The organism is Enterococcus phoeniculicola ATCC BAA-412, from assembly GCF_000407505.1.
In the GTDB taxonomy this organism is placed as follows: domain Bacteria; phylum Bacillota; class Bacilli; order Lactobacillales; family Enterococcaceae; genus Enterococcus_K; species Enterococcus_K phoeniculicola.
The window spans coordinates 552,842-569,922 of sequence record NZ_ASWE01000001.1; the positions used below are offsets into that span (position 1 = coordinate 552,842).

18 protein-coding genes are annotated in these 17,081 nt (G+C 35.9%); 14 read left to right on the forward strand and 4 right to left on the reverse strand.

From position 1 onward, the window contains the following. Positions 1-15 precede the first annotated feature (15 nt). Entirely contained in the window at positions 16-957 is a 942-nt protein-coding gene (locus tag I589_RS02485) for a 2-dehydropantoate 2-reductase (protein ID WP_010769712.1), read from the forward strand. Between the two features lie 122 nt (positions 958-1,079). Here I589_RS02485 and I589_RS02490 read toward each other — a convergent pair whose 3' ends face one another. Beyond that, positions 1,080-1,985 (reverse strand): ArsR/SmtB family transcription factor, encoded by a 906-nt coding sequence (locus I589_RS02490; protein WP_010769711.1) that lies wholly within the window; start codon positions 1,983-1,985, stop codon positions 1,080-1,082. Positions 1,986-2,387: 402 nt separating this feature from the next. Between I589_RS02490 and I589_RS02495 the strand changes: the two genes are divergently transcribed. The 7 genes from I589_RS02495 to I589_RS02525 all read left to right on the forward strand — a co-directional run bounded on the left by I589_RS02495 (position 2,388) and on the right by I589_RS02525 (position 10,170). Further along, the gene (locus I589_RS02495; protein WP_010769710.1) at positions 2,388-3,614 is read left to right on the forward strand and encodes an extracellular solute-binding protein; all 1,227 of its coding nucleotides are present in this window, start codon (positions 2,388-2,390) and stop codon (positions 3,612-3,614) included. Next, the gene (locus tag I589_RS02500) at positions 3,615-4,544 is read left to right on the forward strand and encodes a carbohydrate ABC transporter permease (RefSeq protein ID WP_010769709.1); all 930 of its coding nucleotides are present in this window, start codon (positions 3,615-3,617) and stop codon (positions 4,542-4,544) included. 6 nt (positions 4,545-4,550) lie between these two features. Beyond that, positions 4,551-5,393, forward strand: a complete 843-nt coding sequence (locus tag I589_RS02505) for a carbohydrate ABC transporter permease (RefSeq protein WP_010769708.1) — start codon at positions 4,551-4,553, stop codon at positions 5,391-5,393. A 4-nt stretch (positions 5,394-5,397) separates the two neighbouring features. After that, complete coding sequence (locus I589_RS02510; protein WP_010769707.1) at positions 5,398-5,820, forward strand: hypothetical protein; 423 nt, start codon at positions 5,398-5,400, stop codon at positions 5,818-5,820. Positions 5,821-5,877: 57 nt separating this feature from the next. Continuing rightward, positions 5,878-7,851 (forward strand): glutaminase domain-containing protein, encoded by a 1,974-nt coding sequence (locus tag I589_RS02515; protein WP_010769706.1) that lies wholly within the window; start codon positions 5,878-5,880, stop codon positions 7,849-7,851. A 440-nt stretch (positions 7,852-8,291) separates the two neighbouring features. Continuing rightward, positions 8,292-8,642 (forward strand): DUF3784 domain-containing protein, encoded by a 351-nt coding sequence (locus I589_RS02520; RefSeq protein WP_010769704.1) that lies wholly within the window; start codon positions 8,292-8,294, stop codon positions 8,640-8,642. A gap of 166 nt (positions 8,643-8,808) precedes the next feature. Then, the gene (locus tag I589_RS02525; RefSeq protein ID WP_010769703.1) at positions 8,809-10,170 is read left to right on the forward strand and encodes a hypothetical protein; all 1,362 of its coding nucleotides are present in this window, start codon (positions 8,809-8,811) and stop codon (positions 10,168-10,170) included. Between the two features lie 91 nt (positions 10,171-10,261). Here I589_RS02525 and I589_RS02530 read toward each other — a convergent pair whose 3' ends face one another. Next, positions 10,262-11,038 carry an AraC family transcriptional regulator gene (locus I589_RS02530; protein WP_010769702.1) on the reverse strand — a complete coding sequence of 259 codons (777 nt, stop codon included), beginning with the start codon at positions 11,036-11,038 and terminating at the stop codon, positions 10,262-10,264. Between the two features lie 153 nt (positions 11,039-11,191). Here I589_RS02530 and I589_RS02535 point away from each other — a divergent pair, with 153 nt between their 5' ends. Next, positions 11,192-12,157 carry an alpha-L-fucosidase gene (locus tag I589_RS02535; RefSeq protein WP_010769701.1) on the forward strand — a complete coding sequence of 322 codons (966 nt, stop codon included), beginning with the start codon at positions 11,192-11,194 and terminating at the stop codon, positions 12,155-12,157. 125 nt (positions 12,158-12,282) lie between these two features. Here the strand turns inward: I589_RS02535 and I589_RS02540 are convergent, their stop codons facing one another. Then, positions 12,283-12,900 (reverse strand): CPBP family intramembrane glutamic endopeptidase, encoded by a 618-nt coding sequence (locus I589_RS02540; protein WP_010769700.1) that lies wholly within the window; start codon positions 12,898-12,900, stop codon positions 12,283-12,285. 378 nt (positions 12,901-13,278) lie between these two features. Between I589_RS02540 and I589_RS02545 the strand changes: the two genes are divergently transcribed. Beyond that, positions 13,279-13,989 carry an AAA family ATPase gene (locus I589_RS02545; RefSeq protein WP_010769699.1) on the forward strand — a complete coding sequence of 237 codons (711 nt, stop codon included), beginning with the start codon at positions 13,279-13,281 and terminating at the stop codon, positions 13,987-13,989. Between the two features lie 241 nt (positions 13,990-14,230). On the opposite strand, the gene I589_RS02550 is transcribed toward I589_RS02545, so the two are convergent. After that, entirely contained in the window at positions 14,231-14,482 is a 252-nt protein-coding gene (locus tag I589_RS02550; RefSeq protein WP_010769698.1) for a TfoX/Sxy family protein, read from the reverse strand. Between the two features lie 169 nt (positions 14,483-14,651). Between I589_RS02550 and I589_RS02555 the strand changes: the two genes are divergently transcribed. The 4 genes from I589_RS02555 to I589_RS02570 all read left to right on the forward strand — a co-directional run bounded on the left by I589_RS02555 (position 14,652) and on the right by I589_RS02570 (position 16,937). Further along, positions 14,652-15,536, forward strand: a complete 885-nt coding sequence (locus tag I589_RS02555; RefSeq protein WP_010769697.1) for a LysR family transcriptional regulator — start codon at positions 14,652-14,654, stop codon at positions 15,534-15,536. 95 nt (positions 15,537-15,631) lie between these two features. After that, the gene (locus tag I589_RS02560) at positions 15,632-16,150 is read left to right on the forward strand and encodes a flavodoxin (RefSeq protein ID WP_010769696.1); all 519 of its coding nucleotides are present in this window, start codon (positions 15,632-15,634) and stop codon (positions 16,148-16,150) included. A gap of 30 nt (positions 16,151-16,180) precedes the next feature. Beyond that, positions 16,181-16,585 (forward strand): cupin domain-containing protein, encoded by a 405-nt coding sequence (locus I589_RS02565; RefSeq protein ID WP_010769695.1) that lies wholly within the window; start codon positions 16,181-16,183, stop codon positions 16,583-16,585. A gap of 37 nt (positions 16,586-16,622) precedes the next feature. Further along, positions 16,623-16,937: a carboxymuconolactone decarboxylase family protein gene (locus I589_RS02570; protein WP_010769694.1), complete on the forward strand. Its 315-nt coding sequence runs from the start codon at positions 16,623-16,625 to the stop codon at positions 16,935-16,937. Positions 16,938-17,081: the final 144 nt, after the last annotated feature.

Genomic DNA, 17,081 nt, shown 5'->3' on the forward strand with positions numbered 1-17,081 from the left:
TTAGGAGTGGAAAAAATGAAAATTATTATCGCAGGTGCAGGTGCAATGGGTAGTCGTTTTGCATTGATGTTACATCAAGCAAAAAACGAAGTAATCCTGGTAGATGGCTGGCAAGAACATATTGATGCTATTCGTGCAAATGGGTTAAAAGCGAACTTCAATGGGGAAGAAATCAGCGAAAAAATTCCAATCTATCATCAAAAAGAAGTGAATAAGGTAGATTTTTCAGCAGAATTAGTTATTTTATTTACGAAAGTGATGCAGTTAGATGGGATGCTTCAGGCGATTAAACCGCTAATTGGTGAAAAAACAAAGGTGCTATGCCTGTTAAACGGAATTGGTCATGAGGATATTATCCGAAACTATGTGCCGCTTAACAATGTATTATTGGGAAATACGATGTGGACAGCTGGATTAGAAGGACCAGGAAAAGCAAAATTATTTGGAAATGGATCAATTGATTTACAAAATTTAGGGACTGCAGGAAAAAGTGATGCACAAGCAGTAATAGAAGTCTTGAATAAAGCAGGTTTAAATGCAAGATATTCAGAAAATATTTTATCTTCTATTTACAAAAAAGCCTGTGTGAACGGCACAATGAATGGCCTTTGTACCATACTTGACTCAAACATGGCTGATTTTGGGGAGACGACGGTCTCAGAGCAAATCGTAAAAAGTATTGTTTCAGAGTTTTTTGCAGTGGCAAACGCACAAAATATCGAGTTACATATGGATGAAGTTTTGGCTCAAATTCATTCTTGTTATAACCGTGAAACAATCGGTTTGCATCATCCCTCTATGTACCAAGATTTAATTATCAATCACCGTCTAACAGAAATTGATTATATCAATGGCGCAATCGTTAGAAAAGGAAAAGAATTTGATATTCCAACACCCTATTGTTCATTCTTGACACAATTAGTTCATGCAAAAGAACAGCTTATTGGTGCGAAATAAGAAAGAAAAGAATTAATCTCCTTATGACAAAAGAGTTACCAAACAACCACACCACCCACTATTTGGTCGGGTAGTGTGGTTGCTTTTTTTATTATTCATAAAAAGTATGCAAGAGTTGTCTTTTAGGATACATAGGTTAAGACTTTTATATTTTGCGGATGATTCCCCCATTTTTTTCCAAATAATGTTAAGCCCCCAACATTCTCTACATCAGTTTCTGATGCAATTCGAAAAGTAAAAAAATCTGAATTTTCAAGATGCAAATCTTTGATATTAAGATTTGAAATAGGGACTGCATCAATCCCTGTATCAAAACGATTAATTCGAATATGTTTTAATAATCCGTACTGACTACACATATCTGGCCACCAGTCAGGTGTGATTCTCCCTCGTACATCTGAAAAATTTCCCGAGATTGTATCAGTTCCCAGTTTAATCCCGTTAATGTAGTAAGTGATGTCGCTTGGCCAGGTATTATTAGAAATTGGAAATTCGGAAGAAATTTCAAAGCTGATATCGACAAGCTCCACGGTTTCATCGGAATGAAAAATATTGGGAATTTTATACTCAACGAATCCTTTTCCGAGCCAAATTAGTTCTGCATCAACACGCTGACTATCTAAAAAATATCTAGGTTGATCGGTATCTCCGATAATTGATTCAGCAGTCGCGAGTCCGCAGGTAGGTTCTACCAGATAATCTGTATAGTGGCCAATCTTTATTTCGGTCAAATAGCTTCGATACTCAGGGTAAATCTTTTCTGGAAAGTTGACACCAATATAATCGATTGATAGGCTCGCTAATTTTTGTAAGCCTGATTTACCAGGGAGCCGTCTGGTTTTTACGATTCCTGCATCCTCCAGCTGTCTAATGTGCCTAGTGATGATCGCACTACTCAAGTTTAGTTGTGAGGCAAGAGTACTAATATTCATTTCATTTTTTCCCAGCAAGTGAATAATTTCTAAACGAGTTTCATTTGCAAGTGCTTGAAATATGGGGAGAGAATGGATTGATGTGTCAATTTGCATGATAAATCACTCTTTCTTTACTTTTTAGTTAATCAAATAAGGCGTTTTAAACGAAATATGAAGTGGGAGTAACTAAACTGTTTAGTGTGTTAAGTATTAGTATAATGCATTGACAGCGCTTACCTTCTTTCTTAATATGTAGATGTTGATGAAGTAGTTAATTTCTATACACATGTTACCATTTGATTAACTAATTAGTCAATTTTATGAGAAGGTATAGAGTCTTAGGTGATTTGTGTTTCAGTGGGAAGAAATGATTGATTATGAGGAGGCGAAAAAGTTTGGAAATAGATTCTCGCATAATGGTAGGTTAAGAAGTTCGCACGAAGGCTAACTAGAGTAGTTTTTCAATTAAGTTTTTTTGGGAAGTATGATTAAATATCGAAGAGAGTAGGAGAACAAGTGAAAAAAATAGTATTGAAATCAATTTTGTTAGGTGCTGCTATTTTGGGACTTAGCGGCTGTGGAAATTCTGCTGATAATCAAATTACTTTATGGAATCCGTTTACTGGGAAAGATGGAGACTATTTTCAAGAAATTGTTGATGCATATAATAAAACAAATCCAGATATTAAAATTAAAAATGTTGTTATTCCAGATATGTACACCAAAATTAATACGGTGATGAATTCAAATAAAGATAAAGATGTTCCAGACTTAACCGTTATGCATGCAGAGCGTGTGGAATTATTCCAATCCCAAGATTTAGTAACACCAATGACAGACGTGTTGGCGGATCAAAAAGAGATTAATGAAAATAATTATATTGAACAAGCGTGGGCGTCAGGAGAAGTTGGGGGAGTGAGATATACAGTTCCTTTGGACGTACATTCTTCTCCTATGTTTTATAATGTCGATCTTTTAAATAAATATGGTCCAACAGCTTTGGATGATGGAATCATCACAGTGGAAGAAATTGATGAAATTGCCAAAAAGGCAAAAGTTGACGGGAAAATTACTTATCCTGTGAATTTGGAGTTGTGGACATCTATGTCCTTTGTGACGGAATTAGGTGGAAGCATTGAAAAGGATGGAAAACCGAATGTTGATACACCAGAAATGAAAGAGGCAATCGGAATACTGAAGCATTTTGTGGATAGTGGTGCTGCACAAGAGGATGGAGACGATGCAGTACAATTATTTCAATCTGGAGAATCAGTCTTTCTTCAAGATGGAACATGGGGAATCGCAGGGCATAAAGAAATTGAAGGATTAAATTATGGAATTACAAATACCCCGTCAATTAATGGAAAAACCTTTTCTAACTGGACTTCTTCCCATCAGTTTGGCTTGTTGAAGAAAGAGCGTTCTGAAGAAAAAATGAAAGCTATCGGAGAGTTCATTGAATTTGTTCGGAAAAATTCAGATGTATGGGCAGAATCAGGGCAAAATGTTGCAAGTAAAGAAATCTTTGAAAGCCCAGACTATAAAGAATACATGCAATCATTCCTAGTAAGTGACCCCAAAGAATTGGCATCCTTAAAAATCTATGACTTTAAAAACAATGGGATCACATTGGACTCCTTAGGTGTACAACTAAGAGATATGGTTTATGGACGACTTGATATCTCTGAAGGTCTAAAAGAAGCACAAAAAGAGGCTGATGATAAGCTAAAAGAAGGTGCTTAAATGATGCAAACGGCCACTAACTATACAGAAAAAAGTAAAAAACAAAAGAAATCAACACAATCGAAACTAAAACCATGGGCATATATTGGCCCACACTTGATATTTTTTGCTCTATTTGGCTTGGTTCCGTTGGTTTATGGAATCTATATTTCGTTCACACAGTGGGATATGACAGGTGAGGCAGTTTTTGTAGGATTAAGAAATTATCAAGAAATTTTATTTAATTCTTCCTCTACATTCCATATTCAGTTTTCTGAAGGATTAAAAAACACATTAATTTATGTTGTTGTGAGTGTACCACTATTAATTATTGTGCCTCTACTTATTGCCATTGCACTGAATACAAAAATAAAAGCAGCCGGAATCTTTCAGTCGATATTTTATATTCCAGGGTTATTCTCAATCTCAGCAATCGCCTTGATATGGACGTTAGTATTTAATAAAAGGCTGGGCCCAATTAATAATTTATTTGGTTCGGAGGTTAATTGGATAACAGCACAGCCATATGCATGGATAGTGATTTTAGTAGTGTCTATTTGGTGGGGAATCGGTGGAAACATGGTTATTTACCGAGCTGCACTAAGTGCTATTCCAGCTGAGCTTTATGAAGCAGCAGATATTGATGGGGCGTCATCAGTTAAGAAGTTTTTCTATATCACCGTTCCATCAATGAAATTTCCATTGTTGTATACATTTGTTATGACAACAATTGGAAGCTTTAATATTTATGGGCAACCGGTGATGTTGACAAACGGTGGGCCGACTAAATCAACAACAGTTCTTATGATGCATATTAGAAATCTTGCTTTTGGAAAAGGTCAGTCAGTAGCAGGAATGGCATCAGCAATGGCTGTGTTGCTAGGTTTGATTATGGTAATTATTTCAGCGATACAGTTTATTCTTTTAAATAAAGATAATAGTAAGGGGTGATAGAAAATGAAAGGGCTTAGTAAAACTAGGATTGGCGCATACATTTTCTTGTTGGGAATGACTTTTGTGTGGGTTGTTCCGTTGCTATTTGGCATATTTACCTCGTTTAAATCGGAAACAGAAATTAAATCAGTAGGATTTCAATTATTGCCCATCAACTGGACGATGAATCATTATATCAAAGTACTAGAAAATACGACAAATGCACCTATGATGAGATGGTATGTAAATTCTCTTCTTATTTCAGTCATTCATACTGTTTTAGTGTTGGTTATTGTTTCATTAGCAGCATATGGCTATACGAGAATAAAATTTAAAGGAAGAGATGCTTTATTTTGGGTATTAATGTCAGCCTCCATGTTTCCTTCTGTTGTGAATATTATTCCAACGTATAAAATTGTTGATTCATTTGGTTGGGTGAATACAATTTGGGCATGCATTGTTCCTGGATTGGGTGGAGTTGCTAATATTTTTTTAGTTCGCCAGTTTATGAAAGGAATCCCATTAGAGTATGACGAGTCAGCTAAAATTGATGGAGCCAGTGAGTTTACGATTTATTATCGAGTGATACTTCCCTTGATAAAACCGATTTTAACAGTAGTCGCACTCTTTACATTTACTGGCTCGTGGAATGATTTTCTGTGGCCGTCAATTGTCTTTAATGATATTGATAAAATGACTGTGACTTCAGGATTGGAGTTGTTAAAGGGAATATATGGAGATTATATTAATGTGGGAAGTTTGATGGCTTCTGCTGCATTAGCTCTTATTCCAACATTTTTACTTTTCTTATTTGCACAAAAGTATTTTATGGAGTCCTTATCGTTATCAGCCGGTGTGAAAGGATAGGGAAATGATTATGATACAAAAAGATAAAAGAAAGAGAGCAAATAGAAAATTAGAACGAGTAATCATTCGAATCGGCGGCATGTGGAATATTTGTAATGGAACACTTACATTATTTTTTTACAGCCCATATGTAAGAAACAATCTATTTCAAAATCTGAATGCAAGCACGAAAGGGTTAAATTATTTAACGGAAAATCTAAGCAGCTTTGTAATGATTTATAGCTTCTTCTTTATTGTGTTGGGAGTTCTCAATCTCTATTTAAGTACGAAATTAAAAGAAACTATTGCGGTAAAAATTCCAATATGGATAGTGCTAGTAGGAATGTTTTCTTATCTTCTTGTGGATATCATCAGTGCACTTGCCTATTTATCCGCTGGAGTCTTAAGTCTATCAAAAAATAAAATGTATAAATTGGCAGTAAATTAAGAAAGCTCTTAATAACAGTAAAAAAGTATATAACTAATAACTAGTAGGAGAATGAGTATGACAAAAGTAAATAGAGTAGCATCTGTACCGCTTATACTAAGTGATCCGTATTTTTCTATTTGGTCACCAGCAGACTATTTATATGAAACTGATACAGAGAGTTGGACAGGAAAAAAAATGCCCATTCGTGGCTATATTAAAATTGATTCGCAGGTCTATCGTTTTATGGGTGAAGACAACGCCGTTCCTGTCATTCTCCAAACAAATCTTGAAGTGACTGCTACTCAAACAATTTACACATTTCGTAATGAGCTTGTAGAACTCAAGCTATGTTTTTCTACTAACTTGGATTTGAAAAACCTTCAAAAAGTTTCAGAACCAGTAACTGTAGTAACAACAAGTATCTCAAATGTATCACCAGAAGCAAAGGTAGAGCTGTTTTGGAGGTTTCATGAGTCGATCTGCCAAGATTCTAGTTCGAAAATGAGTGGCAAGGTAAATTGGAATACGATTACCACCAAAGAAGAAACTATAGGTTGGATGGGGAAAGCACAACAGTCTCCATTAAATTCAACCGGTGATTTGATTGACATTGATTGGGGATATCTATATGTTGCGCTTCAAAGTGAACAGCGTGCAATTGTTCAAAAAAAAGATGAATATTTAGAAGTAAGTTACTTAATTACTGATGCGATAAGCTTCCTAGTAGCATATGATGATATTTTTTCTATTAATTATTTTGGACAAGCAAGAACAGCTTTGTGGAAAGAAAAATATGAAACAATGTATCAACTCTTAACGGAATATTTAAAAGAGATAGAGCAGAACTTGCTAAGTTGTACGAAATTAGATGAAGAGATTGCTCAGATGAGCTTGTTATATGGAAGTGAAACAGTGGAGTTTCTCTCATCGATGTCTTATAGACAAGCGATTTGTGCGCATAAGTTGATACGTGATGAAAATAGAGAGGTCATTTTCTTATCAAAAGAATGCAGTTCAAATGGCTGTATTGGTACTGTAGATATCTCTTACCCTTCAATCCCGCTATTTTTGATTTTTCAACCAGAGTTAGTGAAGGGAATGATGCGTCCAATTTATCGGTTTATTGAGATGGCTGTTTGGGAGTTTGACTATGCACCTCATGATGTTGGGCGTTACCCATATGTGACAGGCCAAGTATATGCAGAGAATAGATTAAACGATCATGATGGCTCATTTAGAGGACCGTATGATACCGTATTTGATATTTTTAGTTTACCAAGTGGGCAGAATATTTATACTGAAGAGTTTCAAATGCCAATTGAAGAGACTGGAAATATGTTAATCATGGCTTCAACTATATTTCTTTTGACTAAGGATACAGCTTTTTTCTCTCGATACTTGGAAGTAAACAAAGGCTGGGCAGAATATTTGTTGAAGTATGGAGTTGATCCTGAAAATCAATTGTGTACGGATGATTTTGCAGGTCATTTGGCTCATAACTCAAATTTAAGCTTGAAAGCAATCGTTGCTTTGAGTATATTCGGGAAAGCGTTAAATGAGTATAGTGAAGGTGCAGGAATAGTCTATCAGGATGCAGCAAAAGAAATGGCTACAAATTGGGAGAAAAATGCTGTTGAAGAGAAATTTACAAGACTTGCATTCGATCAACCAAATACGTGGAGTTTGAAATATAATATTGTATGGGATAGGCTCTTTGAATTAGAACTCTTTGATTATTCCATTATTGAAAAAGATCTCGAACATTATTTGACGCAAAGAAATCGGTTTGGTGTGCCATTAGACAGTAGAGAAAGCTATACAAAGGCTGATTGGACGGTTTGGGTTTCTACGTTGACGGATGATAAATCTATGTCAGAACAATTTCTTAAACCTATTCGTGATTATCTAGAAAATACGAATTCTAGAGTACCATTCTCAGACTGGTATGACACAAAATCTGGCTTAATGATGAATTTTAAAAATCGTTCAGTTGTAGGAGCAATTTTTATGCCTCATCTAAAAGGACTACTTAATGATCAAAAGATATGAAAATATACTCGTTGACTTAAAGAAGATAAAAAAAGAGCGAGAGGTTTATTTTGTATTTATGAGAATACTAAGTATATGTATTATTGTAAATGTATTTTTGACAGCGATTGTTAATGAAGAATTCTGGAATTAGACTGTGAGTGAAAAGTAGGTGTTGAAATGACTTCTAAAAGTTCAATCGAAAATCGAACTTTTGGAGGTCGTTATTTTTATGCATATGACTTATTGAAGGAGATGACGGGGGATGATACCACTCTAAAATAGTGCTTATTACAGCTTCGTGATGGTCTAGAGAGACTAAAGTTGTCTTCTTATTTGTGTAAGGAACACCAATAACGTCCACAGCTCTTTCTTTTTTTTCAGTTCTCTCTTAAACTAGAGTTAGAAAGCCTAAATGAATAGTGTGCAGGTTTCATTTAGAGGACTGTGGAGGAGATTCTATGTTTATAAATATCATTATTTTTTGTGTATTGCTTATTTTTGCACTAGTTTCTTTCGTCCTTGGTTATCACTTTTCCAAAGGACAATGGTTGATGTTTATTGCAGGATATAATGATTTACCAAAAGAAAAAAGAGAGAGGTTAGACAAAAAAGTGTTGAGTAAAGAGTCTAGCAAAACAGCTTATGTTGCTGGAATCTATCTACTCATCCAAGGAGCGATGTTAGAATTTTTACTGTTTGATATAGTCAAAGGAATGTTTGTCTCCATCATTTTACTAGGTGCACCCTTTCTTTTTTTCCTCATCTATATGATAAAGAGAGCTTTTCAGTGGAGTAAGATGATCAAGTAAGATTCAGCTATTGTAAGAAATTAAAAAAGAGAAGGCGCGCATACGTGCAAGCCTTTTTTAGGCAACAGATGAGAAGAGAACAAATGTATTTACCTAAGCATTTTCCTTTTTTATGGTACTATTTGATTATATAAAAATCTGATATTACGAATTTGAGGGGATAAAAATGGAATTTTTGAAGAAACAAATACAGCTGAGTGGAGAAAGCTCACTATTTTTACTGAGTAATACAATTGTTTTGATTCCATATATTTTATTTATTCAATTAAGTGATGGTGTAAATGTAGCAACTATCTTGCCGTTTGTTTTATTTTATACTTTCCGAATGACAGGTATTTTTTTAATTCGCGGTATTAGAAATACGATTGATAGTTTAAAATTGCTTCGATTTTCTCTTCTACTTGGAGGAGCTGGTTCATTTTTAGGAATGATTGCTGCCGTTTATTCTCCCCTTTATATTATTTCTGGAATACTGTTAGGCTTAAGTGGTGCATGGCTCCCTATGACTAATACCTCTGTAAAGATGTATGAAAAAGAGTTTGGGAAGAAAAAGAAAACTTCGGTGAGTGCCATTTTTATCCTAACAGCTTTGCTTCTTTGTGCAATGGTGATTGGGGGTCAAAATAAAGGAGTACTTATATTTTTTGTATATCTCGTTTATTATTTATTCGCAGGCTTATCGCTTAAAGGTCACGCTACGTATTTGGCAACAACTGAGTCAGAGGATACATTTTCTAAAAAAGATTTAGGGTTGTTCCTCTTGTTTTTTTGTTTGTTGCTTTTTTTGAGAAGCGGTCGCTTACTGACAAATGCAACAGAGTTTGATTACTCTATTTTAGGGGTTTCTCTCTTTTTTCTTTTGTTTGTATTAGGTATCAATAGCTATTGGAAAAAAAGGACTTGGAAAGTTTCTTCCTCATTGAATTTTGTCACGTTAATCAATGGCATCGTCGGAAATTATCTATTTTTGTTCGGTTCACTTTATATCACTGGAGTGCATGGAAGAGAATCATTAGCTACTTATTTGTATGCTCCTTATGCTTTAGGAATGATTTTTGCCATGGCGCTATCAGGAAGATTGATAAAACACTTTGGGGAAAAAACGTTACAGTTGCTGCTTTTAGGCTTATTAGGTGGATTGCTGGTGATGATGGTCTCTCAATTGGTAATTGCGGGTATTTTTTTGTTGAGCTTTTTCAAAAGTGTCCTTAATTCATGGTTGACTAAGAGTTATTACAGCCAGAAACAAATTTCTCAGGATAAACGATTATGGATAAAATATTCTACGCAGAACAAAGGAAGTATCGCTCATCAATTCTTTTTGATGACACTATTGTTTAGTATCGTTCATTTTGAAGGAAATTCTACACAAGCTTTATTAGCAATGACAAGTACGCAGACGCCTACAGAAATAGGCGTCCAGGTCATGAGTGTGGCGAATTATATAAGTACAGGGATGATTGCAGCAGGAATTATTCTTTATTTTGTCCTTTTTAAAAAGCGGAGTACAAAAGGTCTGCCCAAATAAGTATGAAGAGCACCAGATTAGGTTCAAACGGTGGTGCTCTTCAGTTTTTGGTAAATGATTTTATTCTGAATTTTTAGCTAGAGGAAAACAGCTATCTTTTCTTCATTTTTTTTTGATACTCTCGGGGTGTTAGCTGGAAAGTACTTTTAAACTGATTATTAAATGTTCGGACAGTTGGAAAGCCTGACTGGATTGCAACATCTGCGATAGGAAGCTGTGTCGTTTGAAACAGGTCTAATGAATGTGCAAGTCGTAATCCATTGACGTATTTTTTAAAGGTTGTCCCTAGATTTTCAGAAATAAAGTGGGACAAGTAAAAAGAATCGTAGCCTAGTGCGAAAGCTGTATCTGACAAGGAGATATCTTCAAGATAATGTCGGCCTATCCAATCAATGACATTTGCGAGCAAGGCATCACTTTGTTTGGGTAGCGTGGTCCAAGTAGCTTGCTCGTAGAAATAACCGCAAAGCATCAATAAAAAACCCCGAATTTTAAATGGATTTTCAAAAAAGGTATCTAAATCCTGCTTTTTTACAGAGAGTAGTTCATTGAATGAAAATTTTGGCGATTGCGGGAAAAGATTGCTAATTGTTTTCAAGAAACTGGAAATCCAGTTGGGTGAAAAAATGAATGCGTAGTACACGCAGTTTTTTGAACAGTTGTAACCATGAAGTTCGTTAGATAAAAAGAATACCGCTTCTCCTGCAGATAAAAGAATCGTTCCATCTATCTGTAACACTTCTAATTCCCCCTCGATAACATAAACAACCTCTATTAATTGATGAAAATGAAGAGGATAGCTGAATTGCTGAAACTGAATGAAATCAAAATAGTCTGCTGAATTAAAATGATCAACTTGATATTCCATCGTCTTTTTCCCTTCTCTTAACAACCACAGATTTCTTCTAGTTTACCACATATATTTACCACTAAAATAGAATAATATTTGCTAAACTCTACTTGTTAAACGCTATCCTTTACATTTGATAGCAATATATGACTAATTGATGAGGTGTGAAAAATGAGAAAAGATTTAGTGACACGACAAAAAGAGTTTGTGAATTTGCGAAACGGAGCGTTTATTCATTTTAATAGTGCAACGCAACAATTTCATGATTCAGATGTACACGATTGGGATTATGGGATTACGGAGAAAGATGATCCAGCACGCCATGTATTTGATCCCAAAACATGGAATCCCTATCAGCTAGATTGCAGACAATGGGCAAGCGTAGCAAAATCAGGAGGCGCAAAATTTGCTGCGCTGACGGCAAAACATCATGAAGGTTTTACTTTATGGTCAACGAATACCACCAGACATAGTTGCATGAATAGTCCATTTCCAGTAGATGTGGTAAATGAATATTTAAAAGCATTTCGAGAGGAAGCTATTTCGGCAGGAATTTATTTTTCAATATTAGATTTACACCATGGAATCACAGAAACAAGCTGTACGTTGGAAGATGTAGCATTTATTAAAGAACAATTATGGGAGCTGTTAACGAATTATGGGGAAATTCCATTTTTGATTTTTGATGGATGGAATGCGCCTTGGGGTGGACCTAGATTTACAGAACTGTATTTTTCAGAAATCGACTCTTTTGTGAAATCAATCCAGCCTAATTGTTTAGTGATGAATATAGGAAGTGGAGAAGAGATTCAATCAACGGATATAGTATTTTATGAAAATGCAGCAGGGGAGGATGCAAAGGATGATTTTGTCGGTCCAGGAGCTAGCTGTAATATTTATACAAAAACATGGTTCTGGAAAGAAGGCTATCAGACAGAGACGCTGAAATCTGCGGAGTGGGCAGTGAAAAAAGTAGAAGAGAACAATGAAAAAAATATCAGTTTTCTTATGAATATCTCGCCTAATAAATATGGACAAGTAGATACTAATTTAGCACAGAGATTTGAAGAATTTGGAGCACTCTATAAAGAAAAGCCGCCAATAGATGAGGTACCTGAAGGCTGGCTGTTTCGATGAGAGAGTTGCATGAGAAGAGTAGGATAAAGCTAAGATAGTTATGTCATCTTTCTCTTTCCTAAGATTAGTCAAGAATCTCTATTTCTCTTGACTAATCTTAGTGCATTTTCTTTCTTAGCCTTTGTTTACTTCACAAAAAATCCGATAAATCCGATTAGATCATAAACAAAATGACAAATCCAGCTGTTCCAAATACTGCCGGTTTTCTTCCAAATATAGTTCAATGCCAGACGAGTAGGTAAGAGTGTGGCAAGTAATTGTACAGGATGAAAACCATATGCAGGTATGTGCCATAGTGCAAACAAAATCCCGCAGATAATACTAGACCAGAAGAAAGAAATTCCTTGTTTTTGCAGAGCAATTAAGATATTTGTACTTAACACCTCTTCGCCCATTAACATGAAAGGAACTTGTAAAAGAACCATTTGAATAGTGATAATGGAGCCTATCGAGTTTGTGGTAGCTTGTCCAATTACTAAATTATAAATGGTAGAAAAGGCGATGCCCACAGCGAAAGTTAATGGGATACCCCAAAGAATAGCCAGGAACTTTAGATGCTTAAACTGTTGAAGAAATTCTGTTTTTGAAAGGTAGAATGCAGCAAGTCCTGCAAGTGCAACATTCCAAATGCTGCCAACAACATTCAAAATTGATTGGTTTAGTCCGGAATAAGGCAAAAACTGATAAGTTAAACCAATGATTAATGTGAGAAAAAATAAGTACAATGAGCGTTTTTTTGTCATTTGATTCCACGTCCTCTAAAAAATAATAAGAAAAACACATAAATTAAAAAAAATTCTTTGATTAATGCGTTCTTTAGGCAAAGAATAACACAGTGAACAAAGGATTCCTAATGATATGGCAGAGAAGTTCATGAGGTAAAAAAGTTGTATAAGAGGAGGGAAACGACAGCAGCAATTCAATCGTTTTTGGAAAAACTATATAAGTGACAGTGGGAAGAGATGGGCTGATTTGTATTCAAGAAAGAATTGACAACTCCTGTTTTTACTGTGTAGTCTATAGAAGAGAAAGATTACGAATAAGTAATTTTTACGGACTACCATTCATGAGGACGACATTTTTGTGAATGGAGCATTCAGTTTGCACAGAAAGGAGAAGAGATGTATATTAAACAGCTTTTATTTACTGGAGAAGTAAGAGATGAGTTTCCTTTTGGATTTCCATTTTTGAAAGAATTGGAGACAGTAACATTTGATTGTCCTGTAAGCTTTATCACGGGAGAAAATGGTTCTGGAAAGTCAACTATTTTAGAGACTATTGCGGACTTGCTGGGATTGAATATGGAGGGAGGATCGAAAAATAATCGCTTTGTCACTCATCAAACGCACGCTGCATTAGGCGAAGAGTGTCGGTTAATTAGATATCCTTCTTATCCAAAAGATGCATACTTTTATCGGGCGGAGTCTTATTATAATTTGGTTTCTGAGCTAGATGAATTACAAGTGTCTGATGAGTTATTTGAACGGAAATTACATACGTTTTCCAGAGGAGAGTCTCTGAAGGAATTGATAAAATATCGATTTTTTGGAAAAGGAATCTATCTTTTAGATGAACCAGAAACAGGGTTGTCTGTTGCGTCTCAGCTAGAACTGATAGTTCTCATTGATGAGTTGGTTAAACAAGAATCTCAATTAATTATTTGTACACATTCGCCAATTCTTCTTCTTTATCCGCAAGCAAAGCTGTTTGAACTGAATCAAGGACATATCAGAGAAGTAGAAAAAGAAGAAGCGCAAATTTTTAAAGATTGGGAGATGATTATGCATCGTAAAGATAGTTTCATTCGTCAACTTTTACGTGAGGAAGAGTGATGAGAAGAATGAGTAAAAGGATGGTAGACAGAAATGCTCAGCTCTGAGCACCAAGTACGCGATGGCATCATAAGGAGTGAGTTTTCGTGGTTTTCAGCGTTGAGTATGTATTTGTGCATCATCGAAAAAGTGAATTTTCGTGACTTGCAATAAGAAGAAGAAGTCTCCCTCTGTTCACCATGAATATTGAGATTTTAAGTAATCGGGAAGTAACGATTGCAGATGTGTTTTAGATACTTTGTTACTTTAGCTGATCGCTAAAAGACTTCAGCTCTTGTTTCGTTTTTTCTGGAAGCTGATTGTAGTCAAGATTTTCAATGGCGCCATGAAGAGCATACAGGTGAACAAGACAAACGTTCTCATGTGTTAGTCTTAGTCGCAAAAATGCTTCTTTACTGCCAGCTAATTGCAGTTCTTCAGGAGTCGTAATCCCTATGCTATGTAATTTATTCGCCATTTCTTTTCCGATATTTCGCATTTCTGTTAGTTTCATAAGTCTCTCCTTTTAGCAATATGTGGCTTTTCTTCATTATACTTGAATAAAAAAAGAATACAAATTTGAAAGAGCAGTAGCTGAGTCCCAGAGTGGAAGAAGACTAAACATCCCCGTTGCTTCTTTTCTTGTATTCATTGTAAACTAAAGAAGAGAGGAGGAGAAGCCTATGGAGCTACGCGTATTACGCTATTTTTGGACTGTAGCAGTGGAAAAAAATATTTCAAAGGCAGCAAAAATTTTGCATATCACGCAACCTACCTTAAGCAGACAAATAAAGGGATTGGAAGATGAATTAGGCACGACTTTATTTAATCGTGATGCTCAACAGCTGACGTTGACAGAAGATGGTTTGTTTTTGAAGGAGCGAGCGGAAGAAATATTAGTATTGAGTGAAAATACAGAGCGTTCCTTTCAAGAAAAAAGAGATCGGCTGCTAAATGGTCATTTTTCCATTGGATGTGTAGAAGCGGATAACTCTGATACCTTAGCCATGATGTTAGAAGAACTTGTTAGTGATTATCCGCAAGTCAGCTTTAACATCGTCTCCGCTACAAGTGAAGAAATTGTAGCAAAATTGGATAAAGGGTTGTTAGATTTAGCACTCTTACTAGAGCCAGTAGAAATGAAGGAATATGAAACGATCAAGTTGCCTAGAGAAGAGCGCTGGGGATTGTTGGTTTCTCCTGATTCATTCTTGGCGCAAAAAACGCGTATCGAACCAGGAGATTTAAAAGGAATCCCGTTATTAAGTTCTTCTAGAAAAGAGATTCAGCTAATGCTCTCTAAATGGATGGGTGAGCCGTGGGAAAACATGAATATTATTGGTACGTACAATCTAATTTTCAATGTTTTTTCACTTGTTGAAAATAGAGTTGGCTCAGCTTTGACGATTGAAGGAGCGACGACAAATAGAGATAGCACAAGGACGACATTTGTTCCGCTATATCCGGAATTAACAACAACCTGCCTACTTGTATGGAAAAAAAATCGAATGCATACCCCTGTCATCACGGAACTGATTCGACGATTTCGACATGCTTTTGAAGCATAGCTAAAGAGTTGACTAGGCATTAGACGAATAAATAAACGAGCTGTACGATTTACTTATGAGTAAATCATACGGCTTTTTTTAAGAGGAGGGATGAATTGGCGACAGTTATTTATTTTTCGAGGATTGGAGAAAATCTGATTCATGGAGAAAAGCAGTTTCTTTTAAAAGGGAATACTGCACAAGTGGGTGAAAAAATTGCACAAAAATTACAAGTACCTGCTTACGAGATAAAGCCTATAGTTGATTTCCCGCTTTCCTATGATGAGGCGGTCATCCAAGCGAAGATGGAGCGTGACAAACAATCTTTTCCAGAATACCAAGCCTTCCCAACAGAACTAAGAATCGATAAGCATCTTTTTTTAGGATTTCCCAACTGGTGTGGAAGTTTTCCTAGAGTAATCGCAAGTGTCCTAACGAGAGAATTAGGTACAGGTACCGTCATCCATCCTTTTTGTACGCATGAAGGAAGTGGCATGGGAAATAGTATGAAAGAATTGCAGAGGCTTTGTCCAGCGTCTATTGTGAAGGAAGGATTACCAATTCGTGGTTCAAGAATAGAAAAGTCGGAGCTAGCTATTACTCATTGGTTAACACATTATTATTGGAATCAGTAACAGACCCTGAGAAATAAGGAGGAATTATTTATGACTAACGAAGAAGTGAAAGAGGGGATAATTTTTCCGGTAGGAGAAAAAAATGAGGCATACGCTCAATATTTTATTGGTCAAAGTTATCTCAATACATTAATTGCAGATCCAGAAATTAATGTAGGTGTAGGGAATGTCACTTTTGAGCCAGGCTGTAGGAATAATTGGCATATCCACCATGAGGGCTTTCAATTATTGTTAGTTACAGGTGGCGAAGGCTGGTATCAAGAAGAAGGAAAGCCCGCAAGAAGATTGAAGGCAGGCGATGTAGTCATTACTCACGATGGGGTGAAGCATTGGCATGGTGCAGCAAAAGATAGCTGGTTTGAGCATCTTGCAATTACAGCTGGACGACCAGAATGGTTAGAGCCCGTTTCGGATGAATTATATAATCAGTTATAAAGATAAGTAAGTTAGATGAAAATGGAGGGAACAAAAGATGAAAAAGCAAACCGCAGGAAGAGAACAGTTAGGTGCGTTTGCACCAAAATTTGCTGAATTGAATGATGATATTCTGTTTGGAGAAGTTTGGTCTAGAGAAGAACAGCTATCGGCTCATAATAGAAGTTTAATTACTTGTTCTAGCTTAATGACACAAGGTGCACCACAGCTTGAAGCTCATATGAATATCGCCAGGGAAAACGGCGTAACAAAAGAAGAAATGGTTGAGCTAATTACGCATCTAGCCTTTTATACAGGGTGGCCAAAAGCATGGTCAGCGTTTAATCTAGCAAAAGAGATATATGGAGAATAAAGAAGAGGTTGGAGGAGGTACTTCTGTTTCCAACGTTTATTAAGCGTTTGGGGTTAGGACAGAAGTGTTCAGCTCCTAACGTTTATTAAAATTTTATGAGGGTAGGCTAGTAACTGTCTAAGTTATAGCCCACCCTCATTTTGC